The organism is Microvenator marinus (assembly GCF_007993755.1).
GTDB lineage: Bacteria > Myxococcota_A > Bradymonadia > Bradymonadales > Bradymonadaceae > Allomicrovenator > Allomicrovenator marinus.
Genome location: NZ_CP042467.1, coordinates 5524149 through 5549634, shown reverse-complemented (window position 1 = coordinate 5549634; position 25486 = coordinate 5524149). Strand labels below are relative to the sequence as shown.

Below are 25486 nucleotides of genomic sequence, written 5' to 3'. Positions count from 1 at the left end.
GACTACCTGGGACAATGTCGCATTTTTTCGCGCAAAAAGATCCGGTTTGATTGAAGGTTTTCCTTCTCCAGAAGAAGCCGCGAGCGCCATTTTAGGCGCTCAGGCACAAATCGAGGCACCTGCTCGCTGGGCGTTGGCCCTCAGAACGCAGAACATCCCGACGGCGTCTGAAATCAAGGACAAGCTTCTCGTCGAAAAGTCCCTCGTCCGGGCCTGGGGTCAGCGCGATACCGTTCATATGTACGCGACCGATGACTGGCATCTATTCGCAAAGGCGCAATCGCTCTGGCCCGCAAGCGCGCGGCGCGGCGCCATGCCTACCGATGAAGAGCTCGCAGACTTCATCGGCACGATTGAGGGCCTTGACGGCCCGTTCACACGGAGCCATCTCCTCGAGGCCGCTCCTCCTCGACTGGTGCAAGCATTTGTGGACGAGCCGCAAAACAACGACCCACCGGAACGCATGGCTATCACCCGCCTGATATGGGTGGCTGGGCGAGAAGGCTTTCTCTCGAGCACCGAGAATATTGGGCGCGAACAAGGGTATGTTTCGCGGAAGAAGTGGGTGCCTGGCGCCAAATGGCCAGACATCACGCCCGAAGATGCTGCGATAGAAGTGGTGCGACGCTATCTAAAAACCTGGGGACCGGCGCGAGTTCAAGACATCGCACACTTCTTAGGCGCAAGAATCACCGATACTCGCCGATGGGTTGAACCGATGCGCGACCAGCTCGTCGAATTGGAGATCGAAGGACTCGGTGGCCATCTCATGTTCAAGGAAGACGCCGAATGTTTGCAAGCCACCCCAGAATCGTGGCAGGCGCGTTTGCTTCCTGCTTACGACACCCAAATGATGACTCACGCGAACAAAGAGCCACTGCTTAAAAACGCAGACGACCAACCCCGTGTTTGGGCAAAGTCTGCGGTCGTCAAACCCACAATCTTCTACAAGGGACAATTTGTCGCCGTCTGGTCCCACAAGGCGACCAAACGAGCGGTGTCTCTCGATTTCGAACCCCTGACGGGTGTGGATGGAGGCATCGGGAGAGAGATAAAAGAGGCCTTGAAAAGAGACGGCGCGGAGCTTGAGCGCCATCTACTTAGCCTATGAGCCCAAGTGGCATCTCAGAGCCCGAGAGCTTTGAGGATCTGGCCAATCACCGGAAGGCCCTTCAGGAACGCGATGAGCGGTGATTCCTGATTGGTGGTCGCCATAGCCGTTGAGGGCTGGCTCGGCGCATTCGATTGGAAACTCTGGGGGCTCGGAGCGTCGTGCTCATCGGAAGAATCCGATGAATCTGCAGATTCTGGCCCTTCGTAGGACCAATCATCAAGCGCTTCCTGCATCTCCTCCAAGACCTCAATATAGGAATCCAACAATGACCGGAGGCTCGCCTTTTTTGTCATGTCCGTGGTGCCGCTCCAGATCTCTTCGACTTTTGTCTTGCGAGGTGTAAGGCGCTGAATAGCCTTACGGATCGCTGCCTGCGCACGGTCACTCTCGGCCGGGGTCATGAATTGGCCTGCCGCAAGGTCCTTGAACTCGCTCAAGATGGTAGAGACTGTGTCTTCGTAGGCTTCTTCTTCAGTATGAAGGTCGCTCCATTTGTGGATGTCCATCGCGTCCACGCCACCACTGACACCCTGGTAACCGGGACCCGCACCGGGACCATTTCCTGGCCCGTTCTCCAGCAAATCAATGCTGATTTCATAGGCGCGGCGAGTGACCTGTTTCAGTGCAGGATTGCTCGCTCGGTCGCTCCAGGAGCGGTCCCAAAGGTTCAGAATTGCACGCACACCACGCGCCTTATGACGCACGATATTGCTAGAAAAGAACTCCGACTCAGCGTTTTGAATCGTGACTTCGATACTGCGATTACCTTGAATTTGCGCGTGCTTGTCGAGCGTCTGCTCAACGGCTTGTTCCATGGAAACCGAACCACCACCCACCTGTGGAATGGTAGAATTGTACTTCTGATAGAGCTGTCCGTACTGCAACATAATCGGGTCGGTGGGACTGATGGTTCCCATCTTCTGACCCCATGCTCCCTGACCGGCAAGCCATTGGTCCATCGAGAGTCCTTCAGCGGCCACCAACGCAGCAGCATCCCCACCACCCTGAATCTTCGCGCTGATCTTGGCGAATTGCTCAAGAGTCACGCCCTCGAGCGCATCCTGACTCACATTGGCCTGACCTGCGGTCATGTCGCGAACGTTCGCATTGGCAAAATACGTATGATACTTCGCCGCCAACCCGGGGTCTGCCTCCATTTTTTGGTGCCAGGCATTCCAGACCTGCGCCCAATTGCCCTCAGTAAGTCCCTTCATGCGCAAGAACTCTTGCCATGGGCCTTTATAATCGCGCTCACCGTGTTCCACCTTAAGTTTGGTGTGCATACGCATGATTTCTGCGCAATCGGCAAGCGAGTACCCATTCATTTTTTGGTCCAAGACGTCCATATACAATTCTCCCAAGCTAGCTGAGATGCTAACGTTTATAGATTGTTGAGCTACGAGAGCGACTTTTATCAGCTACCTTAGGTCAATGGCAACCTTCAAAGATTTTGGCTGAACCTTCATTTTCTAGTCGCCAAGCTGCTGAACACAGCGCCACTCCGTTCCATCATAAAGACCCAGCGTCCCACCACCGACGGACCAAAGTCCGCTAGGTCCTACGAAAAGCTTATGAGTCGACTTCAATTCGCGGGTATCCATTTTTTCGATCTTGCCATCGTGGAGTCGAAGAATCCCATCGATCGTTGAAAAATAGGGAACTCCTTCAAACTCGCAAACCGACCAGATATCTAACTTATGGTCGTTTTCAATGACGCCCCAAGCGTCGTGGCGCCCCTCCAAGATCACACCGAGCTGCCCACCAACGAACACTCGACCATCGACAATGCAGGCGGCCTGCAGGATCCTTTCGGTTGGTGATTCAACGGCCCGCCACGATCCGCCTTCTCGCCACCAGATCTCGCCATTCCAGCCAAAGCCATAGAGCTCGTCACCCGAGAATCCCGACACCGCCTCGATGAGATTGCCAGGTTCTAAATCTTCGCTCTCATCGACCCAGCCTTCATCGGTCAAACGTCGGATAGTCCGACTCCCGCCGCAGGCGTAGAGCTCTCCACCCACATTGTCTACGGAGCGGTACTCGATTTCACCATCATCATCGAGCACACCGGAGGCGTGATCTTCGAAGCTCGCGAAGTCGAAGTAGTTCCCCCACTCGCTCACGAAGACCAATCGTTCTGGCGCAGGTGAGCTCGTTGCAACGGTTTGCCAACTCAGATTCGCTATTTCTTCAATTTCTCCGGGCTTTCCACTGAGTAGCAGCGTATGGGGGTTTGCCAGCATGTCTTCGGAAGTATCGTAGCCCGGCATAAGTAGCGTGCCATCCGGTCGCTCTAGCCCAGCCTCAAGAAAATGGATTGGATCGTCTTGCGCCATGTTTTCAGACTCCTTCAGGTGTACACGAAAAGCGAATATCATATGGAAATGCAAACCTTCAAAAGGAGAAGTACCAACTAGGACTACACCTCGGATGCGCCGGTTGGCTGGCTACCTACTTCGGAACAGACGGTTCGAGCCAAGAGCCATGCATATGTGGCGGCGCATTGGGCGTCTGGGTGGCCGGTGATAGCTACGACTCCTCAGCGTGCGAGACTATAGAGCTATCAGAGCAAGAGAATGCGCGCTTGGACGAGGTCTTGGCACAAGCTGGGATCAACGAGCCAAAATACTACGTCGTTGCTCGCTATGACTGATCCTTGCCTCAAAATACATTTTATGACGGAATGACGTACACAAGTAGTACAGCCACCCAGAACCCGCCACACCAAAAAGAGCCCTAAAGCACGCGTTAAACAAGAACTTAAGCCAACTTGAGACCAGGCACGAGCCTTGCGAATAGTTCACCCCGACACCCAAAGGAGTGAACTTATGAACATCTTTCTCGCCATCATCGTCGCCGTTGGTGTGGCCATGATCCTCATCGAATTGCGCAGCCCCGCGCGCAAATGGCCCGAGGTCGCCGGATGGTGGGGCCGTGCCCTACTCTTCAATGGAATCCAAGTCGCAGCGGTCGTCGCGGCGGGTCTCTATTGGGACAACTGGTTTATCGCAAATCGCTTCTGGTCTCTGGACTCAATAGGGCCTGTCTGGGGCGGCCTATTGGCGTACTTTGTTCTGACTTTCTTCTACTATTGGTGGCATCGATTTCGGCACGCATCCCCCGTGCTCTGGAGATGGCTTCACCAGCTTCATCACAGTCCTCAGCGACTCGAGATTGTGACTTCATTCTACAAGCATCCGCTGGAGATTTTCTCCAACTCCATACTCTCGAGTGTCGTCGTCTATTTCGTGGTCGGCGTGGGTCCGGAGGCTGCTGCCTATGCCATGCTCCTCAGCGCGTTGGCCGAGTTCTTCTACCACTGGAACGTCAAGACTCCACACTGGATCGGCTACTTCATTCAGCGTCCCGAGAGCCATTGTGTCCACCACGAACGCGGCATTCATCAGCTCAATTACGGCGACCTTCCGCTCTGGGACATGCTTTTCGGAACGTTCTACAACCCACGTGAATGGGAGAGCGAGTGCGGATTTGAGCCACATCAGGAAGGCGAGCTGCTCGGCATGCTTCTGGGGAAGGATGTACAGGCATACCCTGAAGGAGCGGCCGAATGAGTGCCTCAAAACGTTCGACCTTTCTGCTGGGACTCGGCGTCCTTCAAATCGTCGGAGTACTGAGCGGTCTTGCCCCATTACAAGGCTTAGCCGCTGCTACGCTCGCCTCGCCAGCCCCAAAAGTATTCAGCGTGGCAAAGGGCCTTGAGACCTATTCAACTCGTTTCTTCCTTGAATGGTCGGACTCCTCCGGCATGATACATACCGCGGAGGTGACGCCTGAGGTCTACGCGCGGCTCGAAGGCCCCTACAATCGACGAAACGTCTACGGGGCAATCCTGGCCTTTGGCCCGGTCCTCTACACCGATGCCCGTGCAAGACCCATGTTCGACGCGGTCGCCGAGTACGCCCTCTGTGAGGAAGCTCCGATTCTGAAGGAACTCGGTCTTGCACAAGATGCCGTTGGGCCAATCATAGTGCGCTACGTGCCGAGGGAGGAGGTCGGAATGGGCGATTTACCACAGACCATCGAGGTACCTTGCTCATGATTACGATTCAGTTTCCAAAATGGCTTGAGATTCGCAACGGCTGGACCTCAGCTTCGTACCGCTGGGTTCGAATCATCCTCGGCGTCTATTTGATGATTCATTTTGCGCACCTCGTGCCGTGGGCCGCGGAGCTCTTTTCGAATCAAGGCAGTCTTCCCGACGCTTCCGTGAGCCCGTTTGCCTATCTCTTTCCGAACGTGCTCACGTTCTTTGATTCGCCTCAAATGGCTATCGGTATGGTCTCTCTGGGAGCCCTGGCCAGTCTGGCTCTTACACTCGGTGTCAAAGACCGCTGGATGGCCGTTTTGATTTGGGTCATCTGGGCTTCGCTTTTTGGACGAAATCCTTTGATCTCCAATCCGAGTCTTGCCTTTGTGGGATGGATGCTCCTCTTTCACGCGTTTCTCCCTAAGAGAGATGAAGCTTTTCGCGTACCGGACGCCATGTACGGCAGTGCGTGGTGGGTCATGGCGGCAGGTTACACCTACAGCGGCTACACCAAGCTGATTAGCCCTTCATGGCTGGACGGCACGGCAATCACACACGTTTTGATGAGTCCACTCGCGCGCCTTTCGCCCCTGCGCGACCTTCTCTTGGAGCTGCCGACACTCCTCAAGTTCTTGACCTGGGGAACGCTCGGCATCGAGCTCTTAGCCCTTCCCATCGCCTTAATATCACGTGCTAGGTCGTGGCTCTGGCTAGCGCTAGTGGGTTTGCACATCGGCATCATTTGCACGGTGTCTTTCGCCGATTTGAGCCTTGGGATGTTGATGATCCACGCGCTTACCTTCAACCCAAGCTGGGTTTCAAGGCCTAGGGCACTTCAGGAAAAGGAACGTCCTGCCACCCAGCGTTCGCACGGATGTACGCGTCGAGGTCCCCATTAGCGGGCTCAGCTGTGTAAGAGTAGGAAGTCGAGGGATCGAAAACAGATTCAGGGTTGGTCTCTTCGAACTCAATCGTGTCGCCAGGCAGTGGACGCTCCAAGTTTCCAACAAATTTTGCTGCGCCACGGTCCTCAGCAAGGGAGATTACTTTGTGCCCGACGTTGGTTTGAGGCGCGAGGATATTGTTCTCCACTAAGATTTGGCTGGGACTCAGGCGCGTCGACATTGCTGTACCACTTCGCCATTCGATCAAATTGTTGAAGCTATGGGCCTGACCGAAACGAATAGCTGGCAGCCGCTGTACGACATTTTCGTACCAGTTGTGGTGTGCGGTCCAACGCATGTTTACGCCGTCTCCATCGTCCGAGCCGGCCCCCACAAGCATCGCTTTGTCATGGTCGAAGATATGTGTGTAGGAGACGGTGACGCCAGTAACCCCTTCGGTGGCATCAAATGCGCCATCTCCGCCATTCGAGAGGTCACATTTGTGAACCCACATATTTGAGCCGCCGTTAAAGAATCGAATCATATCATTCGAAGTATCGCGAATCTTGATGTTGTTGATGATGACATTGCCCTCACCGTTCTGAACAAAAAGCCCCTCTCCGGTGATCGTAATGTCCGCCCCTCGCCCGTCGATGGTCTTGTCGCTCAAGACTTCGATCGCAGACTCCAACTCAATAACGCCACTTACGAGGAACCTGATCCAAGCAGGGCCTTGGCTGGTAGCGGCTTCGCGAAGAGAACCGGCTCCCGAATCCGCAAGAGTTGTCACAGTCACAACCGGGCCACCTGCACCGCCCGTGGTCTCCTGACCGAACCCTACCAACTCACTCAAGAGTTGTTCGTGTGGTGGCCTTTGAGTCATGTCCGGCATCGTGACGAGGTCAGGCCCCGAATCGTCAGCAGCACCTGAATCTACGAGATTGTTGACGAGATCAAGGTCGGCACTCATGTCTGCCGAACGCAAATCTTCGACGCCTCCCATGTCCTCTATGCCTCCGAGGTCCTCGGGGTCCGATGTGCTGGACGACCCGCAACTTGAAAGAAATCCCAGAATCAAGACCAGACAAATCGAACCAAAATGAAGCGAAGAACGCATGTTGAACCGCCAACTTAGATTGTGATGTCCATTTTAGCCTATTGTAAGCGGAATGGCCAACCGCTTGAGCTTGCCTCTTCATCCAGACTTCACTAAGTACGGGTCGCACAACGCGTTTGAGGTATGCCGTGAAGAGAAACCTGTTTGTATTGCCGTTCTTCCTTTTGTTCCTGGGATGTGGCGATGAGGGCCCAACAAAAAAGTCCAACATCGATCCAAACAACACACCGCAAGGGTGCGTTCCAACCTGCTCCGACGGCTTCTCGTGCGTTGAAGGGAGCTGCGTCGAACAAATGAACCCGGATGAATGCGACGAGGGTCAAGAGTTCAACGAAATGATTCAGGTCTGCCTCACGCCCTCCTGTGAAAACGGTATCAAGGACATGGCGGAAGAAGGGCCTGACTGCGGTGGACCCTGCGCCGCATGCACGGCCGCACCGACCTGCACCGATGGCGTTCAGAACGGAGAAGAAACCGGCATAGATTGCGGTGGACCTTGTGCCCAATGCACCATCCCAGATGGCTGCGGAAACGGTACCGTTGACCCGGACGAAGCGTGTGACCACGGGGGCAGTGTTCAGCTCGCGTGCGTCTATGGAGAAATGTCCTGTATGGTCTGCAACGCTCAATGTCAGCTAACTGCCGGTCAGGTCATCGGTTTCTGTGGCGATGGTGCGACCCAAGCCGCTGGCGGCGAAGATTGCGACCACGGAGGTGCACCCCAAACATCTTGCGCCTACGGCGAGACCTCGTGCACCGTGTGTAATAGCCAGTGTCGGTCTGTCGCAGGTGCTACCCAATTCTGCGGGGATGGAATCCGACAAAACAACGAAGACTGCGACGGAACACAGCTAAACTCGGCAACCTGTGCCACTCTGAATGCTGGAACCGGAACGCCAACCTGCACCGCCAACTGTACCTTCGATGTTTCTGGGTGCGTTTCGGACACGCCGACAGTGGCTCAGGTGAGTGTGGGCTACTCCCACGCGTGCGCCCGAATGTCAGACGGCACAGCTCGATGCTGGGGCCGCAATGATGACGGACGACTCGGTAACGGCACCACCAACCCAAGCCCTACCCCGGTCACCGTGTCCGGTCTCACGAACGTCGCTCAAATCAGCGCCGGCGGCTTTCACACATGCGCACGGCGAACCGACGGCAGCGTCTGGTGCTGGGGGCTCAACACCGATGGCCAGCTCGGAAATGGAACCAGTGGCACGAATCGCTCCCTACCCGTTCAAGTCGTAGGCCTCCCCAGTTCTGCTACTGCCATAGAAACAGGCACCTACCATTCCTGTGCCATCACGGCCACCGGGACTTACTGCTGGGGTTGGGGAGCGAACGGAAGACTCGGCGATGGCAGCACCACGTCTATGTTCAACCCAATGACGCCGGTTAACTCCGGCTCAAACACGATAGGGCAAATCTCGGCAGGCGTAGCGCACACATGTGCACGCTACACGAGCGGCAACTTCGTTTGCTGGGGCCGCAATACAGATCGACAGATTGGAAGCTACCTACTCTTTGGCGACGCGTCTCTACCTACCAACGTTTTGAACAGTAATGGGTCCAACCGTACAGGAACTTTTATCGGCGCCGGCGCCGAATTCTCCTGCGCACTCGCAGGGAACTCAGTATATTGCTGGGGAAACAACGACTTCTATCAACTCGGCACCACCGCCATAACCGTGTCCGAGTCCCCTGTACAAGTAAGTGGAACGTACAGCTTCCTCTCCGTGGGTGAACGGCACGCCTGTGGCTACCAAAGCGGAACCATATCCTGCTGGGGTAACAACGAGGAGGGGCGCCTTGGCGATGGCACTACCATCAATCGACACATTCCTTCGCCGGTCAATATCAGCGGGGCGCTCGATGTCCAAGCGGGCGGAACCTTCACGTGTGCTCGGCTAAATACGGGCGGGGTAAAATGTTGGGGGCGAAACTCTGACGGCCAGCTTGGAAACGGGTCGTACACAGACAGCAGCCTACCGGTCGATGTCCTCTTCTAAACCGTTTATCCAGCTCTCAGCGCTCACAGACGTACTGAACGCCTGCTTCTCCCGACTGCATCAAGATCCTCTCGTCTGCGTAGAGGAAGCGCTCATGTGGAAGCACTCCTTCAAAGTCCCAGACTTCGACGTCGGCCCCCGTACTGTATTCGCCAGTGTTGATCGTGCTGATGAACTTGATGGACCCATCAATCAACCCGTGTTGGCGAGCATAGGCTTTGACCGCAAGGGCCACGTATTCTGGAACAAAACCTTCGCCCTGATTGACACTCTCGACGGATGTTACACCCTGAAGGAATTCGCCATCTTCACTGACCTCCTTAAAGGTGTGAAGTGACTCCGAAAAGCAAGTGGGTATCTCGAGCTCTTCATCTTGGTTCTCTTTGCAGAAGAACCGGTCATCAGGGCTCTGGTTAGATTGGTGCAATGCCAAGAGCATCCCTTGCGCATCGTAGACAAGATTCATCCCGTCTTCGTCTCCGCCGGTATCAATCCAGATGAGCTGCCCCTTTTCAAAGGTGGTCGTCTCGATATTCAGCTGGATTTCTCCGTCGTAGCCGAAAAGCTCTTCGAATCCTGCAACTTCATCCCAATACGCAATGTAATGGTTCACAGCGTTTTGAGCCAAAGATGGCAAGTTGCATTTCTCGGTCAAGGACACACTGAACTGATTGGAAGACTGCACCTCAGTCGACAAGACTTCAAAAATTGGAGCTGCGCACGAAGCACCGTACCCGGTTTCAGCGGGCAATCCAGCATCCGGCTCACAGGCGCCAACGGCACCCGGGCAGCCAGCGCCTTCGCACGTGGCAGCAACATGGAAGCTTCCGGTCATCTTGGTCTTGAAAGGCTTTACGATGACCCTGTACTGGCCAGCCTCAAATTCCCCATCGATTTGAGACCAGATCTCGCCTTGATGGTCATCGTTCTTCTTGATGTAGCGTCCCCAAGTCTCCTCCGAGGAGTCGCGACGATAGAGATACATCACAGTGTCAAGATTGCGCGTTCCCAAGACCGTCTTCAACTCAATGGAAGAAGCATCAGTCAGTGTGAATTCCCAAGCATGAAAAACCTCGTCGGCCGTGACCGTAGCGCGGTTCTCGAGCCCAAAGCTGAGGTCTCCGTGTTGCGTTGGCCTGAAGAAACTGTCTTCTTTACCATCGATGAGCGCGCTCTCTTCTTCTCCCTTTGCCGAAGAGTTCTCAACGTCGCCACAAGCAATCAGAGCTGAGGTCGAAAGTAGAAATGGGAACCAAAACGTTTTCATGCTTATCCTCTTTTGAGATTCGTCCTCGTCTTTTGCGAATATCATGCCACAGGGGTGAGCACGGTTTTTAGTGCCCTCCGCCAGTTCGTATGGAAGGCGAGTTAGCCATCTGGCTCGACACTTGAGGACGAATTGGCAACCGGGGTTGCCACTGCCGAAGCCGAGAGTATTTTGGAGACTGGCCTGAAGAGGCTCTCTCTCACCGGGTGTTTGCGGTACCGACGAGCTCATCGGCACGTGCATTATCACGACCGAGGGTATCGGAGACTCCGTTCTCTTTGCGTACGGTGATGCGGAAGGATGCAGGTTTGCAAAACTCGGTTGCGACGTGCTGGCGAAAGGAATCTGGGAGCCGACATCTCGATGCGATGAGGAGGAAACACCTGTTGATGTCAACGTCTTCATTCCACCGGAATTGATCTGCGTGGATCCCATCGGAGACGAAGCTCCCGGAAACGGCCCCAACGGGCAAGTTTGCACCTGGCAGCTCATCAGCGGGGCCACGGAAGAGGGACGAAACTTTCAAGACTACGCCTCTTGCGAGGTGGTCCGAACGCAGCGGCCCTACTACGCTTACCCACGTCCGGAAGACGCGGAAAAGGAGGACGCTAGACTCGAGGATCCCGAGTACGTTCAAGAACTCGATTGGGTGAAGTCTCAGATCAAATCCACCGCCTGCGTGTGCTGCCATGCATCGTCTCTAGTGCCCGATGGGGTCTCAAACTGGGATATCGACCAGCCAAACAACTTCATGAACGGTTTTTTCCCAACCGGGTTGGCCCTAGGGGCAAACTGGGTGAATTCTGAGGCCTTGGGGGCATATCCCGCGTCCGAAAACAACGGGTTTGACCGTGAGATACACCTACTACCTCTACGTGGCAGCAGATGTTGGACTTCCTGTAACACTATGCCTTTTCACGGCCCCTTAGAGGCCTTGCGAATTGCGCTCCTTGAGAATTGCGGGAATTTTATAGGGATGTACTCTGCTCCTTGTCCCATAAGCAGTTCAAGGCTTATGTCACAAACCGAGAATGTGAAGCATGCAAGAGCTATTGGAAAAGATCGATTTCTCGTTTACCTCGCGACTCAACGCGGCCCCAGATTCAGCGCCCGATGGTCGTGACCACCAACCACGCGAAGTAACGTCGGGGCATTTTGTACCTGTGGCACCCACTCCTATCGCCGCACCAGAGTATGTGAGCCACAGCCATAGCCTCTTCCAAGAGCTCGGGTTAAACGACGAGCTAGCTCAGGATCCGCAGTTCCGGGCCATCTTCTCGGGAGACCTCTCAGAGGCGCCTGACCCGTTTAAGCCCACCGGCTGGGCCACCGGCTACGCGCTCTCCATCTACGGAACCGAATACACGCAGCAATGCCCCTTCCGGACTGGCAACGGCTACGGAGACGGACGCGCGATTTCTGTGGCCGAGGTCGTCCACAATGGCAAGCGATGGGAACTTCAGCTCAAGGGCGGCGGACCCACGCCCTATTGCCGTGGCGGTGATGGCCGCGCGGTCCTACGCTCGAGCATCCGCGAGTTCTTGGCTCAAGAGTTCATGCACGCGCTTGGGGTCCCGACATCCCGGTCCCTTGCGCTCTACGCCTCTACCGCCGAGTCGGTGATGCGCCCGTGGTACACCGAAGGCTCAAAGTCATTCGAACCCGACATCATGAAACCTCACCGAGTTGCAATCTCGACCCGCGTGGCATCCTCCTTTTTGCGCGTGGGCCAGCTCGAATTGTTTGCCCGGCGCGCGCGGAGCAACGCGCATCCTCAAGCCCAAGAAGAGTTGCGAATGATAGTGGCCCATGCCATCGAGCGCGAATATGCCGATGATATCGACCAAGGGCTCCCGTTTGTTGAGCAGGTTTTGGAACTCGCAAAGCACTTCCGCCAACGCCTCACGGCATTGGTCGCAAACTGGATTCGTGTTGGGTATTGTCAGGGAAACTTCAACAGCGACAACTGCGCGGTTGGAGGGTTCACGCTCGACTACGGCCCGTTTGGCTTTTGCGAAACGTTTGACCCATGGTTTCAGCCATGGACCGGCGGAGGGCAACACTATTCGTTCCTCAATCAGCCGGCAGCTGCCGAAAAGAACTACCAGTCGTTCTGTAGCGCGCTAAGGCCCCTGCTTCAAAGCGATGAACACCTGGCAAAACTGGACCAGATTCAGCAACTCTTTGCCGCCGATATGCAACGCGAACTCAGCCAGATGTGGGCCAACAAATTGGGCTTAGATCGGTTCGATGCCGACCTTTTTTCGAGCCTGATCAATTTGATGCAAAAGTCCAAGGCCGACTACACCATGTTCTTTAGTGCGCTCTCGGAGATCCCCGAAAGCATCGAGCCTTTGGAAGAGAGTTTTCAGCTGCAATCCGCCCAGAATACCGAGGACTGCAGGTCTTGGCTTGAGCAATGGCGGGCAAGGATCAAGGAAGAATCTCAAGATGCGGGCGCACTCAAATCGAAAATGAGCCGCGTCAATCCAAAGTATACGTGGCGAGAATGGCTGGTGGCTCCGGCGTACGAAATGGCAGAGCGTGGTGACTACTCCCGAGTCAGGGAACTTCAAGCCCTTTTCCAAGACCCCTACGTCGAACAAACGAGCGAGTTGGCCCACTTAAGTTCTCAAAAACGTCCAGCGGAATACAACCGCTTGGGTGGCGTTTCTCATTATAGCTGCTCATCGTGACACTCGGCACGAAACGTGCCGCACCCAAGGGTACTTAATATGGTCACCAACCCATGGAGAAGTACATGTTGCACGCAATAGGAATTGGAGCCGCACTCGCCATTACAAGCCGCCTGCTTACTCGCGAAGTACGCATCCCTGAACATGCCCGGGTACACATTGAGGATTTAAGAGAGTCGCTAGAGGAACTCTCGGATATGACCTCAGGATTTAGTCCCACGAATCCCGGGTCTTGGTTTGGAATGGGTGCTCGCCTCCTCGACAGAACTTTGGAAAACCGCACCTGGGAAACCGAATTCCAATGGTGCCTCGACCACGGATTTGAGGTCTCTGAATCGCGGCAATTCCGACTCTGGAACGAACTCATCTGGAATCTACCCCGTGAGCTCGCGTACAAATTCCAGAAGTCCCAGCTTGTGCGAATTGTATTGCCAAACGGGGCATCATTCATCTGCTCGGGAGATCGCCAGCCCTTGGAAGATACGAGCTTTGGAACCGTCTACCTCCCAGCTGATTCGGTAGCACTCAAGAGAGTGTTTGAGGGAGTGCGAGCGTACTTCTGGGGCAAAGAAACCGCCCTACTTCTAGACGTCGTTGATAACCGCGAGTCCATAAGTCCCGTCGACCTCAGCGACTCTCCCTACCTTGGTAACTCGTCTTTGATTGAGGAACTCGACCACTTTCGAGCTCAGGGCTTGAGACGCAACATCCTCTTCCAAGGAAAACCTGGCACCGGAAAGTCTACCCTCTGCCGCGAAGCTGCGCGCCGCCTTTCGTCCAGAACATTGATCCTGACCTCCGAATACCTCAGCAATGTTGCGGCGAGCGAGTGGAAGATGCTCTTGCAGATGCTCGACCCCGAGATGGTGATCGTGGATGATATCGATCGGATTTCCTACAATCTCGAATCCAAGCTCTCTCTCTTTGAAGAAGGCCATTGTGATGTCCCATACATCCTCATGACATCGAATGATCACGAAACCCTTCCTCAAGCTCTGCGCCGGCCCGGGCGCATCGATATGATTTTCAAACTCGACGATCCAGAACCCTGGGTTCTGGACGAAGTCATCCGAGGACTAGCCGAACGAGAGGGTGTTGAGATTCCCGCTGAACACCTCGAGCACCTCAGGAAAATCGCTCAAGAAACGAGCACCGCCCATGTCGTCGAAGTTTTCAGACGCGCCAAAGTGCAAGGCTGGGGCTACGAGCTCAACGGAGACATCACGTACACCGACGGCTTCCGTCCTCAAAAACCAAAAGATCACGGCAAACCCTACGTGGGCATGCCTGTCCCGGATTGGTTTAAGAGCGGCAAGCCCCTCGCAGTCTTCAAAGAATACTTTAGCGAGATACCGGAGGAGATTGTCACTGAAATCACCATGGACTGGGTCGACCAGCTAACGAGATGAATCGAGATCAATCTTCAGGCTCCACACCTGCTTCTGCGAGGCGTTGAAGCCCTTCTTTCATCAACTGAACTACGGAGGCGTCGTGGCCCGTCCATTCAGCTACCTCGGCCACCACGCGCAGGGCATCCTTGGACCGGAATGACTTGGTTGGATTTCCCTTAAACTTCATATTCGTGAGGTTCGGATCATCCTCGTATTCACCGATGGGTTCAACGATATAGATGCGTCCAGGACCCTCACCTACCGCCAGCTCGGCTCCCCAAATGGATGCGTCCAGGGTTTTGGTAAAATAGACGTAGTTTGCCAACCGTGCCGTGGGGCCATGGTTGGCCGCAAAGCCCGGCGCAATCAAGTCTCCAGGCCGCAAATCCGCCTTGGTCCCGTGGTAGAAGTTCCAGGACGTAACTTCTCCGAGCACCACTAGTGGCTCGGTCGTGCGCAAAGTCATTGACGGATGTGGAGGGCGCTGAAAATCCGGCGACTCGGATAAGTCCACTAAACTCCCCTTCGGAGCCACCCGAAACACGCGTGGAAGCCCTTCACCGTCGGCAAGCTCGGCCGCCCAAATCGCGGCATCCAGCTCTCGCGTACAAAATAGTTCGCCTCCATCAGGACGAATCTCTTCCCCCGGAGAAAGGTCAACTCGCGTCCCGTAAAAACACAAAGATTCTTGGTCTTTCATAACCCTCCCGTCAAAAATGCTACCAAATCAGGACCTCATCATCCGGAGGCCTAACTTCCTCATATGGCTTAGGGGCCACATCCCCCTCCTTGAGCACCAGTGGGTCGTCACGGTCGTATTGATAGCACACACATCCGTTGTCAGGATCGAAGTTCACGCCAGTGTTCCACCAACCAAACTCCTCCCAACTCACGACGGTCCTAATGCGGAAGACCTCGCAAGGGCGAAAGAGCTGGGCAACTAGGAAGATCGCCAACACCGTCGAGACACCGAGGAGCGCAAGCTCTATTTTGTTAAATCGCGACTTCATCAAAACGTTACCAGAGGAATAATGTCGTTGTTCTTCCGATTTCCGAGCGCGTCAAAATCCCCCTCCATGGCCCACATCGGATTTTCTTGGGACCAAACCGCGCACTCCTTTCCAAAAGGAGCTGATACCGTATCCGTCCAACCATAGTCCGAACTAAAGACGATAATGCGGAGCCGAAACCACTCACAAGGGCGACTCATGACGAGAAAAACGAGAAGGGCCAGAAAAACCACCAGCAGGATTGGCCAAAACACCTGAACACCAACTTTTTTGCTCTGTTCTGAATCGTTAGAGCTCATTCATGCGCCTCAGTTGACTGCTATTGAACAATTCGAAACTCATAGAAACCCTCGGATACCCCTTCTGACTCGCCGTATCCTTTGGCCTGAAGCCGACTAGGTTCGATGAAATCTGAAAGATACTCCATCAGCGCGTCAGCACGATCTTGACTTAGACGCTCATTGAACGCGCTGGAGCCCCGAGTGCTCGTATGAACTCCAATCTCCAAGAGACGTATCTCAGGAGTCTTGCAAATCTGATACGACACCTCGTTGAGCAGTCCGTAAGCACCCACGGGAATCTTAGCAGTCCCATCCTCAAAAAGAGACGGACTTTCCACGAGGACTTGGCCCTCGTCTACACGTACTCGCCCCAACATTTCAGGGTCACGAGAGATCATCTCGCAATGCGCGTCAATCTTAACTTCCTCACTCTCGTCGACCGCCGGACGAGGAGGCGTAGCGCTAGCCGGCACAGCTTCTAACCTAGCGTGACTCGCCGGCGCGGCTTCCTTCTCATCAGCCTTGCAGCTCACGAGAGAAATCCCAACAGATAAAACCAGAATTGAAATTGATGGGACATGCATTGTTCTACTCGACGACCACATCCACGACCCTGAATGATCTAGTCTCAACACCGCTCGCTTTGGGCAAGTTTACTGATGTCAAAAGGTTGAAGTAGAACTCCTCAGAGAAGCAGTGATCAATCACCACATCTCGCCCCTGGTAGGAACCAAACATTTCAAATTTCGTGGTCCGACATGCGTTTCCACTGACCTCGTCTTGCTCTCCAACGAAGGTGAAACGATTGCCATCCAGATCTCGACTCTCTCCTTCGCTCAATTCGTTTAGGAACGGCAACGGAAACGAATTGGACGAAAACAAGTCCATGTTGATCGTCACGCGCTGAAATACCGCATCAAGATCTCTTTGCGCGGCGTCCATGGCTTCCTCCTCTGACATCAGCAATCGATGAAAGGCCATCAGACTTTCTCGCGGTTCAATATCAGATGCTGGAAAAGGCGCCCTTTCAATAACTAATAAACTCTCAGCATCTACCTTGGTCGGTAACCACAAGCAGGTAAGCTTGATTAAACTGTCTTTGTACTCGTCAAGTGTGCTCGCGGGCACCAGCTCAGGATATGTTTCCTCGCCACGTACCCAATAGAACGAGCCTTCGCGCACGAAGTCGAGTTTCCACTCGCATGTTTGCGCCTTGAACCCACCAGCTTCCACTTCAAGAGCGACGGTCATCTTGAAATGTTCAGGCCACTTGCTCGTAGACACCGGTTCAGCCGGCGGTTTTGGCTCGCTCGCGACGACCACCGGCGCCTCGGCAATCTGAGTTGTTTCAGGTTCGGGAGGAGTACTGGCGCACCCCACCAAGAATAGGACCACCAAAAAGATTCGTTTCATCCTCGGATAGTATCTGAAAAAATCACTGCGATAAACCTTGTGTCGCATCGCGACACTCGGCACGTTGTAGCGGTTTGCCGCCCTTCACTTGCGAAGTCCAGAATCCTTAGCACCTCGGGGTCTCGCTGAGTTGCTCCACCACAGCCTTTCCTCACGGTTTTTCGATGAAGTTGTGGAAAGAGAACGACACCGGATTCGGTGCATCTGAGGAATTCGCCAATCAGACCTTCGAACCCATGGATCCAGAAGATTTTTACGGAAGACTCCTCTCCGGAAATTTGGCCTCGGTTCCTGCACCTTGCCTCTATCTATTCAAAGGCGATAGACTCTTGGCCTCGCAACGTTTCGATGAACTCAAGGTATCGTGGGGAGATGGCCTCTTGACCCTTGAAGGGATACCTCATCTTCGCAAAATCTTAACCGATTTGGACTCAACTATGCAGACGTTCTTGGTCACACTGGCACTATTTGCACTCTCCTGTTCTGCGTCCACGAGGGGTGCCGAGCCTGCTCTCACTCCGGAAACGGTCGCAACTCCGGCACAAAGCCGAAGCGTGGAGGACGCTGAGCCCTTATTGATGGACTCACTCAAGGTATACGGCCGCGTGGTATTTCACGACGAGCTCGTGGCTGCTGGTGACGCACTGGCCTTGAAGCTGGGCGAGTTCGGGCCTTTCCGCCCAATTCATGACTCGGCGTCACCCTACACGGATCTATTGAACGAATGGACGCGGGTGGCTCAAGGGAATTACGTAAAAGAGGGCCAATGCTTCGATCCGCCCTCTCCTGCACTCGCGATGCGCGCCTTGAACCCAGACGCAGTGGGCGCCGAGATTGGAATCCGATGCACCGAGAAATGCGTGCTCACCGTGACGCTTCGCGACGCAGAGACCAAAGCTAAAGGTCGCGACTACTTTGACCGAGCGCGCTCCAAATGGACGCTGGAACTCGACGGTGACGTTGATACCTGGGCGGCGCAAATTGCCAACGCCACGTTTACCAAAATGCCGCTGGAAAAGCCTAAGAATGATGGCTTGGGAATCCTTGGTACACTCGCACAAGATTCACCGGGAATCATGGTGCGCGACGCAGAATTTAGCGGTGAATGGGGTGAAACGTACTCCCGCGCTGCCTTTGATGCCGTAGTTTCAGACTTCTCTCAATGCGCACAGGAGGCCAAGACCTGGCGAGACTGGTGGGGTATGCGGCATCTGCTTGAAGTCAATGCTGCAGGCGAGGTAGTGCGTTGCGAGGCATCGCTGCCAGACCACCTACCGAGGACCAATTTCGCATGTGAATGCGATGCCATCGCACGCAAGGTCAACTTCGGCCCAGGCCAAGAACGCCGGATGTCTGCATACATCAACTATTACCCGGGTTCGTCCAACAAATTTCTTTCCTCTGAAAGGGTGGACAATTTTAATCGCTCCGCATACTTGGCCGATTTCAGCGGTGACGACCCATACGCTAGCGCTTTAGGAACCAACGCCCTTAGCTACGAGGCATTGAGAAGCTGCACCAAGAACCTGACAGAAACCGAGCAAGACGTCCGAGTTGCATTTGTGATTGATACACAAGGAAACACAAAGAGCATCGAGGTAACGTGGCCGGACGAACTGCAGGACTTCGGCAAGTGTGCTCAACCCATTTTGAGCCAGGCAAAGTTTTCCTGCCCCTACGCTCCAAACACGGTCACTGGAACCTTGAAAATCAAGGTCTCGCCAATACAGTACTGACCATCAACCCTGGCTATTGCCTTTCTGGCCCAATAAGATTGGACAAATGAAGAACGGAATTGCCGAAGAATTAGCGAGCCACCTCGCACACCTTGGAAGGTCACAAGGTGTGCCCTTCTTTCAAGGTGAACTTTGGCTGCTCAGCCAACCTGCCCTAAAGGAAGACCTTAGCCAACTGGCTCTGGCGCTCAGACAAAAAACACTGCCAGACGCGCAAAGACTGGGAAGTTTGGTAGGTGCACGAGAAGTCCTGAAAGTGGATGGTGGGCGACTTGGGCGCTGGAGCTATCAACTTAAAGTTCTCAAGACAAGCAAGGAACTGCCAAAACTCATCGAGGCTGGAACAGCACCTCTAAAACGCTACCATAACGTGGATATTGGGGCTCTGCTTGGCCAGATTGAAGACTCACTCGACGTTCTAAAAATCGCACACAAGGATAGAGAAAACTCTCAACTCACGCTCCTTGACGAGTCTGGCTTGGACCAGTCTCTCAAGACGCTGTCCCGAGTTTTCAACAACGACCACAAGGTTGACGCTAAAGTACGCCAAATCTCCGAGGAGCTCGATTGGATTGCGCGTTTTCTAGTTCGAGTTTCTCTGATCTTCGGCATCGATACTTCACGAAACATCCTCGAGAGCATCTTTAGCGATGACATCCCCGAGAGCGCCGACCGTCTAGTCACGATCCCCCTGCACCACCCCGGCATTTCACTCCCGGGCCTCAACCAATTCGACTGGTCGCACGTGAAATCGCTCAACTCAATCCTTAGCGAGATTCCATCGGCGAGGCTCGCAGAGATCTGGCCCGTCTTGAGACAACACACTTCCCTCTTGACCGTGTGGTTTGGACCCCGACTCCTAAAGTCCACTCTTAGCGCCAGACACCTGAACTTTGTAGCCGAGACACCCTCCCTGCATCAAGACAGCCTCGGTCTCCGCCAGGACGAGAATACACTAGAGAAGTACCTCTCCTTCCTGATGCAACTGGACAAAGATCTCTTGGAGAAGTTGGATCTTGAGTCCGGCTGGTTGCGAAGACTCTTCGAGTCTGGGAGTGCCCCTGAACAAACCCTTGCCCTTACCCGGTCTCTTAGAAGTCAGGAATCGGGACCTCTTCTGGCTGCGCGCCTTCACGCGCTCTCCAATGCTACCGGCCAGGGTTCTCCCATCAAGAGGGCTTTGAACCGTTGGGAGACCGTTGGCAAACATGCCGACTTGTCACTGCTCGAGCAGCTCGGCAACACCCCTGAAAACGAAGATCTTCTAAACGAATATCTGCACTTTCGCTCGCTTGCTGGCGAAAGTGAGTGCCCGTCGAAAAACCTTCTCAAGATTCTGGGTCAGCCGGATCGCCTGAAGGCCCGCAAGCGGGCTAAGAATCTTATCCGTAGAAGCATAGAGGAGCTTAAAGCCAGAAGTTTGAACAGAGTTTTGGACATGGCGACCTGTGAGCTGATTGAGCAGATAACTGGCCAAACTCTCAACACCTCGGAGCTCACCGAGGAGCTTCGACTCGCCCTTGCAGTGTCCCAGAACGCAGAACTCGACCCAACACTCTTTCGTGATTTTTTGTGCGCCTCAATCACGAAGACGCCAGCTCGAGACCTACCCCTGAATGCAGCATGGATGAAGGCCAGCCCTCTCGGGGAACGTCTAGAACTCTGGGCCGAAGGATTTAGGACAGATGTTGCGGTTCTGGGCGAAAGACTGACAATCTCAACCGAGACTTCCTATCTGATGGCGGCGCAGATGGGAACCATGGCACAAACCTGTCTTTCTTTGGAAAATGGCGAACACGCCATGAGTGCGCTCATCAATGCACTCGATATCAACAAACATGTGGTTTATGTCACACGCACTTCCGGAGAGAGAATCGCGCGAAAACTCATCGCCTTATCGCAGTCACATCGCGTCATTGGCTACGAGCTCTACTCCACCGCACCTAACCTCTCAAAGGAGCTCAAAGTAGCCGTTGACACCGCCATTCGGTCATTTGTGACGCATTGCAAATTAGACCTTGCCGCAGAAGGGAAACCCACTCAGATCCACGGTCCCCGGCGCCTTTGGTATGACGATGGGCTCACGAAGTGGACCCCTGAGGAACCCGAAGAAGACTCACTATTTCCTGAAAAAAGTCTCGATGCTCAGGTGGAAGAAGCATTTCTCTCCGGTCGCGAGGAAGCTGACATCGAACTCTTAAACTCTGTCGCGTGGCGTCAAAGACGCCCCTGGGACGCGTTGGCAGCCGCCGAACTGCTCAAACTTGACGCAACCCGAGCCATGCGGTGGTTTGACGCCAACGGAGACTATTGGTCCCCTCCCCCTCACCTCACGCAAATCATTTGGTATCACCCTGGATTTAGTCCAAAGCAACGCGTCGAACTCATCGAAAAGACGTGCACAAATACGCTGCGTGGACTTCATTTTGCCCGCCAAGATTGTCCGATCGATCGCGGCATCATACAGGCTCTTGGAGAGCGGCACTTGCGCGTTTTTTCCAAACTGGTGGGTGAATCAAAAGCTGAAGATTTTTGTGGTTTTTTCTACGATATCGACCTCTTTGTCGCCCTACCGTTTAAACTCTTGGTTAGTTTGATTTCAAAGTCGTTTGAGATTCGCAAAGACTTCAACACAAGGGACATCTACTGGAGCTTAGGGTCTACCTCCGAGGGAAACATCCTCATGCGACAGGCACGCGTACTTCAGCATTGCTGGGTGCTCGATCCAGACACAAAGAGTCTGATGAAGGCGCTTCGCTCTGCAAAGCATTTCGAGCTTGTCTGGGTTTATGCACACATCTTGCGCGAGCTGGACCCAATCCCCGGAGCTGCAAATGTCCTCAAGCGCCATCTCGAGGCATATAGCCGCAACCCAGGCGACAAGGAGTGGTTGTCTGCCTTGGTGGAGGACGCCCTTGCTGCGCAGACTAGCCAATCGACCCCGCCAAAGGAGCGCACCCCATTTCAACACCTGCAGGTGGCTGTGCGTGGACCGAAGCGTTTGGAGACCCTGCGAGAATTCGCAAAGTCCGAACTCACTCCGGGAACTAGCCTGACGCTTTGGCTAGGTGCGGGCGACTTGGCCTCGGCCCTGACCCAAGAGGAGGCAACGAAGCTCGGACGTGGGGTTTCGGAGTTTGCTTCGCCGCTCTACTACAGACGGCATCAGGTCGAGGTAATGCTACTTTGGTGCAGTGAACAGGGGGATATGGCTGATACAGTCGAAGACCTTCAAATTCTGAGCGGCATCTGGGACGAAGAACATGTGGAGGAAACGGGGCCTCAAGCCATTGTCGACTGCCTTGCTCATAGCCACGAAAACTTGAGGAGAATCGCCTCCGCGTACTTGAACGCAGCACTCAGAGACGCTTCGGCTCTGACCAAACTTAAATTCGCTCAGATGATTCACAATAACTTTCAAAGCCAGATCTCGCTGCCCATTGTCCACCAAATTCTGGACGCAGCGCTCGACCCCTCTACCGGGGACGACTTGGAACCCCACGAGTTGTGGGGAGCTAGCTATGCAATTTCACAGCTTTGCCTCGCGAAAATTGACGCCTAAACGCGCTTGACCAAACGCAAAAATGATGGCTTCCATAATGCGTTCGACCCTGAAAAATTCGGGCGATGGAGGCTTATGATAAGTGCGCAAGTGGATTGGTGTCCTTGGACCGATGAGATGGTGCAGCTGCTTGGCGACGGCGGCGTACTGATTTTCGACTCCGTCTTAGGTCTTGGCACGGCCGCTTCTACCTTCAACACCGTTCTCAAACTCGCCCAAGACGGAAACCTAAAACATGCTGGTGTAGGAAGATCTGGCAACCTTCGCCAAGATGCGGCCATACGCCAAGACCTCATCACTTGGGTGGACGAGACCAACGCACACGAATTCTCGCGCGTCACGGCACTCTTCGAGGGAGTCCGAACGGCGGCCAACGAGCATTGCTGGATGGGTCTCAAACGCTTTGACACACAAGTCGCACTCTACAGCGGAAATGGTGCTCATTACGACCGTCACCGCGACGCGTTTCACGGCAAGAGCAGCCGAACTCTGACCGCAATCTACTATCCGAATGTGCACTGGGAGCCGACTCATGGCGGTCAGTTACGGGTGTTCTTCGCCGACGAAAAGGTCGAAGATATCGAACCCGTTGCTGACCGTTTAGTGGTCTTCTTAAGCGAAGTCTTGGACCACCAGGTGCTGCCTACCCACGCGCCTCGAGCAGCCCTAACCGCGTGGTTCTATCCCTGAACGGACTATCTGCTCGGTCCTTCGAAAAACTCGTAGCGCGCCTTTCGGCCACCGCCCTTCTTCTCGACGAGCTCCTGCCACACGGCGCCCACCAAAACGTCGTCCAAAGGACCGTCAACTTCAGCACGCATTCGCGCGACAGCGTCTTCCGCAGAGTCCGCCTCCATCTGCACAAAGACAAGGTGACCAGACTCCGCTGCGCTCAACGCGCTTCGCCACATGGTCTGGCGGTGACGAGACGCAATGGTCGAAGAGATGAAGAGCACGTCGACGTCACTATCAAAAACCGCGGAGAACGCCTCGCGATAGGCCCGCTCATCGTTCAAGTCGACTTCGAGCTGATTCACATCCGGAATGTACGTCCCAATCGGGTCTTCGATAGTGAAAATGACCTTATCTTTGGCTTGAGCAAGCTCATTCAAACACACATAAGCCGTGGTCGTCTTGCCCGAACCGGAGCGGCCGGATATCAGAACCAGCCCATGAGTTGCGTTCATCCATTTCCGCAGTGTTTGAGCGTCCTCGGCTTCAGGCGCGATCACATCGACCTCCATCGCGAAAGTGTTCTCAGGCAGCAGGCGCAGCACCACGCGGGAGCCGGCGAGCGTCTCGAGTTTCTGGTAGCGCACCTGAACTCGGTCGGTCTTCCCTTTCTGGTCGCGCTCCAGAAAAAGCCGCCTCTTGAGGTCTCCGCGTACTGGCTTCGAGCTCTTCGTCCACTCGGAATCCAGCGACTCAAAGGTAAGCGCGGGCAGCTCAAAGAGTGTCTCAAGCCCCTTATCAGTGCGGTAGCGCACTTGGTGACTGCTACCCTTGGGGTCGATGTGAATCACGGAAGCCCCATGGTCCAGTGCGTCCCAAATTAGCCCGTTCGAAATCTCACTTGGGTGTGTCATCTGCATCTCGTCCTCCTCTTGATTTCGGTCGCGCAATAGCTTTGCGAGCTCCGAAAGATTGTTCATTGGCACGTCCCCTCGACTGAACGCTTCAAGCTCGTCGCGAAGGAAACGCCACTGCCGTCCCATTTTGTGGGCAGGAACCCTTTCCTCGCGCAGCCAACGATAGAGTGTGCTTCGAGAAGTGTTCAGGAATTCCGCGGCTTCTTCAAATGTCATATAGATACTCATGACAATCATTGAACACTAATGAACACCAATAGTCAACAGCGTGCTGAACTTTTTGAGATAGCCCCGCTGTTAGAACTTCCAATGTTGGAACTTCCACTCTTGGAACTTCCACTCTTGGAACTTCCACTCTTGGAACCAACGAAAACCCCACGTGCCTTGCCTGACACCGAACGAGAACCTTGCTTTGGAGCAATAGAGCACGAGGTCGACGCCGCGCGACGCAGACGATGCCAGAGCATCGTCGATGAGTGGGGCAAAGAGATCGCGGTGAGAGGGCGGTGTCAACCGCTCAGGATCCAAGTTGACGCTACCCGACGGGTTGAACTCAGGGTGAACCAGGGAAACCTTGCTGCTTTTGGTTTAGCGTAGTGACTACTCCACTAGGCCAAGAAATAGCACCTAGCCGCCAGAACATTCCAGTACCTGCCATTTCCTCATTGGAATAGACGTTTGTCTCAACACCGTTGATGAATATGCGCACGGTAGCAAATGACGGCCCCAAGTCCTTATCCAAGTAGTAATACACGCCAATCTGATACGAGAGGCCACTTTCGAGGTTATTATGGGTTAGAATCTCCGGCCCCGCCCCATCAGGGTCGTCAAGATCCAATGAGGGGTCATCTGAGCTACCTGACGAGCCCCAATCCGAGGTTTGGTTGCGCCAAAAGATATGCAGCAGTTTTAACCACCGAGGGTTTTTGGACGTGCGATTTGCGCCAGGACTCGCAGTGGACACGAGTCGCTGGTCATCCAAACGACCCACCCGAGGGAATGAATCCGGGCAACAAACACACCTTTGAATTCAAGGGTCCCCTGGGACTTGGCCAAGACGGCAGGAGCTATCGGCGAGGAATGTCGCGGCCGGTGAAACTCTCGGCTGATGGCCGCTTCGCCGCTGCAAGCGGGCTCAATCCGTGCTCGGCTTTCTTGGAAGCGGCGAAAACACGGCACTGGCCCTAACCACACGTGTTCTTCTCAACTTCGGAAGGGTCCTTCGCTTCGGCTCGAGTACTGGCGCATCCCAGTGCGATAATGGATAAGATAAACAGGTATTTCATAATGGCCATTCTGGCAGATGCGCGGCTTTCTGAGAACGCGAAAACCATCAGATTTCTGCGGTCTCCATCAGATAACTGTCATC

23 protein-coding genes are annotated in these 25486 nt (G+C 54.4%); 11 read left to right on the top strand and 12 right to left on the bottom strand.

Annotation, left to right across the window (positions count from 1 at the left end; genetic code table 11):
* Nucleotides 1–46 precede the first annotated feature (46 nt).
* Entirely contained in the window at nt 47–1111 is a 1065-nt protein-coding gene (locus FRD01_RS22815; RefSeq protein ID WP_249755842.1) for a winged helix DNA-binding domain-containing protein, read from the top strand.
* Between the two features lie 14 nt (nt 1112–1125).
* Here the strand turns inward: FRD01_RS22815 and FRD01_RS22810 are convergent, their stop codons facing one another.
* Entirely contained in the window at nt 1126–2439 is a 1314-nt protein-coding gene (locus FRD01_RS22810; RefSeq protein ID WP_146963320.1) for a hypothetical protein, read from the bottom strand.
* A 144-nt stretch (nt 2440–2583) separates the two neighbouring features.
* Complete coding sequence (locus tag FRD01_RS22805; RefSeq protein WP_146963318.1) at nt 2584–3450, bottom strand: hypothetical protein; 867 nt, start codon at nt 3448–3450, stop codon at nt 2584–2586.
* Between the two features lie 492 nt (nt 3451–3942).
* On the opposite strand from FRD01_RS22805, the gene FRD01_RS22800 reads away from it, so the two are divergent.
* From FRD01_RS22800 to FRD01_RS22790, 3 genes are read left to right on the top strand one after another with little or no spacing between them, the layout of a single operon-like run.
* A complete protein-coding gene (locus FRD01_RS22800; protein WP_146963316.1) occupies nt 3943–4686 on the top strand; it encodes a sterol desaturase family protein in 744 nt (247 codons plus the stop codon).
* Nucleotides 4683–5174: a hypothetical protein gene (locus FRD01_RS22795; RefSeq protein ID WP_146963314.1), complete on the top strand. Its 492-nt coding sequence runs from the start codon at nt 4683–4685 to the stop codon at nt 5172–5174. The genes FRD01_RS22800 and FRD01_RS22795 overlap by 4 nt, the downstream gene beginning before the upstream one ends.
* Complete coding sequence (locus FRD01_RS22790) at nt 5165–6061, top strand: HTTM domain-containing protein (protein ID WP_146963312.1); 897 nt, start codon at nt 5165–5167, stop codon at nt 6059–6061. The genes FRD01_RS22795 and FRD01_RS22790 overlap by 10 nt, the downstream gene beginning before the upstream one ends.
* Here the strand turns inward: FRD01_RS22790 and FRD01_RS22785 are convergent.
* Nucleotides 5988–7163 carry a pectate lyase family protein gene (locus FRD01_RS22785; RefSeq protein ID WP_146963310.1) on the bottom strand — a complete coding sequence of 392 codons (1176 nt, stop codon included), beginning with the start codon at nt 7161–7163 and terminating at the stop codon, nt 5988–5990. The genes FRD01_RS22790 and FRD01_RS22785 overlap by 74 nt on opposite strands.
* A 128-nt stretch (nt 7164–7291) precedes the next feature.
* Here FRD01_RS22785 and FRD01_RS22780 point away from each other — a divergent pair, with 128 nt between their 5' ends.
* Nucleotides 7292–9172, top strand: a complete 1881-nt coding sequence (locus tag FRD01_RS22780; RefSeq protein WP_146963308.1) for an RCC1 domain-containing protein — start codon at nt 7292–7294, stop codon at nt 9170–9172.
* 16 nt (nt 9173–9188) lie between these two features.
* Here the strand turns inward: FRD01_RS22780 and FRD01_RS22775 are convergent, their stop codons facing one another.
* Together FRD01_RS22775 and FRD01_RS22770 are read right to left on the bottom strand one after the other, a co-directional pair.
* Nucleotides 9189–10439, bottom strand: coding sequence for a hypothetical protein (locus FRD01_RS22775; protein ID WP_146963306.1), 1251 nt, complete (start codon nt 10437–10439; stop codon nt 9189–9191).
* 199 nt (nt 10440–10638) lie between these two features.
* On the bottom strand, nt 10639–11130 hold the full coding sequence (locus FRD01_RS22770) for a hypothetical protein (RefSeq protein ID WP_146963304.1): 492 nt from the start codon (nt 11128–11130) through the stop codon (nt 10639–10641).
* A gap of 349 nt (nt 11131–11479) precedes the next feature.
* Here FRD01_RS22770 and FRD01_RS22765 point away from each other — a divergent pair, with 349 nt between their 5' ends.
* Both FRD01_RS22765 and FRD01_RS22760 read left to right on the top strand, forming a co-directional pair.
* Complete coding sequence (locus tag FRD01_RS22765; RefSeq protein WP_146963303.1) at nt 11480–13135, top strand: protein adenylyltransferase SelO; 1656 nt, start codon at nt 11480–11482, stop codon at nt 13133–13135.
* 65 nt (nt 13136–13200) lie between these two features.
* Nucleotides 13201–14544 (top strand): ATP-binding protein, encoded by a 1344-nt coding sequence (locus tag FRD01_RS22760; RefSeq protein WP_249755841.1) that lies wholly within the window; start codon nt 13201–13203, stop codon nt 14542–14544.
* A 7-nt stretch (nt 14545–14551) separates the two neighbouring features.
* On the opposite strand, the gene arr is transcribed toward FRD01_RS22760, so the two are convergent.
* From arr to FRD01_RS22735, 5 genes are read right to left on the bottom strand one after another with little or no spacing between them, the layout of a single operon-like run.
* Entirely contained in the window at nt 14552–15226 is a 675-nt protein-coding gene (gene arr / locus FRD01_RS24945) for an NAD(+)--rifampin ADP-ribosyltransferase (RefSeq protein ID WP_146963299.1), read from the bottom strand.
* A gap of 19 nt (nt 15227–15245) precedes the next feature.
* Nucleotides 15246–15536 carry a hypothetical protein gene (locus FRD01_RS22750; protein WP_146963297.1) on the bottom strand — a complete coding sequence of 97 codons (291 nt, stop codon included), beginning with the start codon at nt 15534–15536 and terminating at the stop codon, nt 15246–15248.
* Nucleotides 15536–15835 carry a hypothetical protein gene (locus FRD01_RS22745; protein WP_146963295.1) on the bottom strand — a complete coding sequence of 100 codons (300 nt, stop codon included), beginning with the start codon at nt 15833–15835 and terminating at the stop codon, nt 15536–15538. Before FRD01_RS22745 ends, FRD01_RS22750 begins: the two co-directional genes overlap by 1 nt.
* A 20-nt stretch (nt 15836–15855) precedes the next feature.
* Nucleotides 15856–16401: an OmpA family protein gene (locus tag FRD01_RS22740; protein ID WP_249755840.1), complete on the bottom strand. Its 546-nt coding sequence runs from the start codon at nt 16399–16401 to the stop codon at nt 15856–15858.
* Between the two features lie 4 nt (nt 16402–16405).
* Nucleotides 16406–17230, bottom strand: coding sequence for a hypothetical protein (locus tag FRD01_RS22735; RefSeq protein WP_146963291.1), 825 nt, complete (start codon nt 17228–17230; stop codon nt 16406–16408).
* A 164-nt stretch (nt 17231–17394) separates the two neighbouring features.
* On the opposite strand from FRD01_RS22735, the gene FRD01_RS22730 reads away from it, so the two are divergent.
* The 3 genes from FRD01_RS22730 (at nt 17395) to FRD01_RS22720 (ending at nt 23218) form a co-directional block, all read left to right on the top strand.
* The gene (locus FRD01_RS22730) at nt 17395–18966 is read left to right on the top strand and encodes an energy transducer TonB (RefSeq protein WP_146963290.1); all 1572 of its coding nucleotides are present in this window, start codon (nt 17395–17397) and stop codon (nt 18964–18966) included.
* Between the two features lie 46 nt (nt 18967–19012).
* On the top strand, nt 19013–22528 hold the full coding sequence (locus FRD01_RS22725; protein WP_146963288.1) for a hypothetical protein: 3516 nt from the start codon (nt 19013–19015) through the stop codon (nt 22526–22528).
* A gap of 75 nt (nt 22529–22603) precedes the next feature.
* Nucleotides 22604–23218 (top strand): 2OG-Fe(II) oxygenase, encoded by a 615-nt coding sequence (locus FRD01_RS22720; protein WP_146963286.1) that lies wholly within the window; start codon nt 22604–22606, stop codon nt 23216–23218.
* A gap of 5 nt (nt 23219–23223) precedes the next feature.
* Here the strand turns inward: FRD01_RS22720 and FRD01_RS22715 are convergent, their stop codons facing one another.
* Together FRD01_RS22715 and FRD01_RS22710 are read right to left on the bottom strand one after the other, a co-directional pair.
* Nucleotides 23224–24333, bottom strand: coding sequence for an ATPase, T2SS/T4P/T4SS family (locus tag FRD01_RS22715; RefSeq protein WP_249755839.1), 1110 nt, complete (start codon nt 24331–24333; stop codon nt 23224–23226).
* 81 nt (nt 24334–24414) lie between these two features.
* A complete protein-coding gene (locus tag FRD01_RS22710) occupies nt 24415–24630 on the bottom strand; it encodes a hypothetical protein (protein WP_146963282.1) in 216 nt (71 codons plus the stop codon).
* 324 nt (nt 24631–24954) lie between these two features.
* Here FRD01_RS22710 and FRD01_RS22705 point away from each other — a divergent pair, with 324 nt between their 5' ends.
* Nucleotides 24955–25305 (top strand): hypothetical protein, encoded by a 351-nt coding sequence (locus tag FRD01_RS22705; protein ID WP_146963280.1) that lies wholly within the window; start codon nt 24955–24957, stop codon nt 25303–25305.
* Nucleotides 25306–25486 lie beyond the last annotated feature (181 nt).

Bases quoted from the DNA above. Each gene is read 5' to 3' on its own strand.
- FRD01_RS22810 (WP_146963320.1), bottom strand. From the start codon at position 2,439: ATGAATGGGTACTCGCTTGCCGATTGCGCAGAAATCATGCGTATGCAC.
- FRD01_RS22805 (WP_146963318.1), bottom strand. From the start codon at position 3,450: ATGGCGCAAGACGATCCAATCCATTTTCTTGAGGCTGGGCTAGAGCGA.
- FRD01_RS22800 (WP_146963316.1), top strand. From the start codon at position 3,943: ATGAACATCTTTCTCGCCATCATCGTCGCCGTTGGTGTGGCCATGATC.
- FRD01_RS22795 (WP_146963314.1), top strand. From the start codon at position 4,683: ATGAGTGCCTCAAAACGTTCGACCTTTCTGCTGGGACTCGGCGTCCTT.
- FRD01_RS22785 (WP_146963310.1), bottom strand. From the start codon at position 7,163: ATGCGTTCTTCGCTTCATTTTGGTTCGATTTGTCTGGTCTTGATTCTG.
- FRD01_RS22775 (WP_146963306.1), bottom strand. From the start codon at position 10,439: ATGAAAACGTTTTGGTTCCCATTTCTACTTTCGACCTCAGCTCTGATT.
- FRD01_RS22770 (WP_146963304.1), bottom strand. From the start codon at position 11,130: ATGGCAGCACACGCAGGCGGTGGATTTGATCTGAGACTTCACCCAATC.
- FRD01_RS22765 (WP_146963303.1), top strand. From the start codon at position 11,480: ATGCAAGAGCTATTGGAAAAGATCGATTTCTCGTTTACCTCGCGACTC.
- FRD01_RS22760 (WP_249755841.1), top strand. From the start codon at position 13,201: ATGTTGCACGCAATAGGAATTGGAGCCGCACTCGCCATTACAAGCCGC.
- arr (WP_146963299.1), bottom strand. From the start codon at position 15,226: ATGAAAGACCAAGAATCTTTGTGTTTTTACGGGACGCGAGTTGACCTT.
- FRD01_RS22750 (WP_146963297.1), bottom strand. From the start codon at position 15,536: ATGAAGTCGCGATTTAACAAAATAGAGCTTGCGCTCCTCGGTGTCTCG.
- FRD01_RS22745 (WP_146963295.1), bottom strand. From the start codon at position 15,835: ATGAGCTCTAACGATTCAGAACAGAGCAAAAAAGTTGGTGTTCAGGTG.
- FRD01_RS22740 (WP_249755840.1), bottom strand. From the start codon at position 16,401: ATGCATGTCCCATCAATTTCAATTCTGGTTTTATCTGTTGGGATTTCT.
- FRD01_RS22735 (WP_146963291.1), bottom strand. From the start codon at position 17,230: ATGAAACGAATCTTTTTGGTGGTCCTATTCTTGGTGGGGTGCGCCAGT.
- FRD01_RS22730 (WP_146963290.1), top strand. From the start codon at position 17,395: ATGAAGTTGTGGAAAGAGAACGACACCGGATTCGGTGCATCTGAGGAA.
- FRD01_RS22725 (WP_146963288.1), top strand. From the start codon at position 19,013: ATGAAGAACGGAATTGCCGAAGAATTAGCGAGCCACCTCGCACACCTT.
- FRD01_RS22720 (WP_146963286.1), top strand. From the start codon at position 22,604: ATGATAAGTGCGCAAGTGGATTGGTGTCCTTGGACCGATGAGATGGTG.
- FRD01_RS22715 (WP_249755839.1), bottom strand. From the start codon at position 24,333: ATGACATTTGAAGAAGCCGCGGAATTCCTGAACACTTCTCGAAGCACA.
- FRD01_RS22705 (WP_146963280.1), top strand. From the start codon at position 24,955: ATGAGGGGTCATCTGAGCTACCTGACGAGCCCCAATCCGAGGTTTGGT.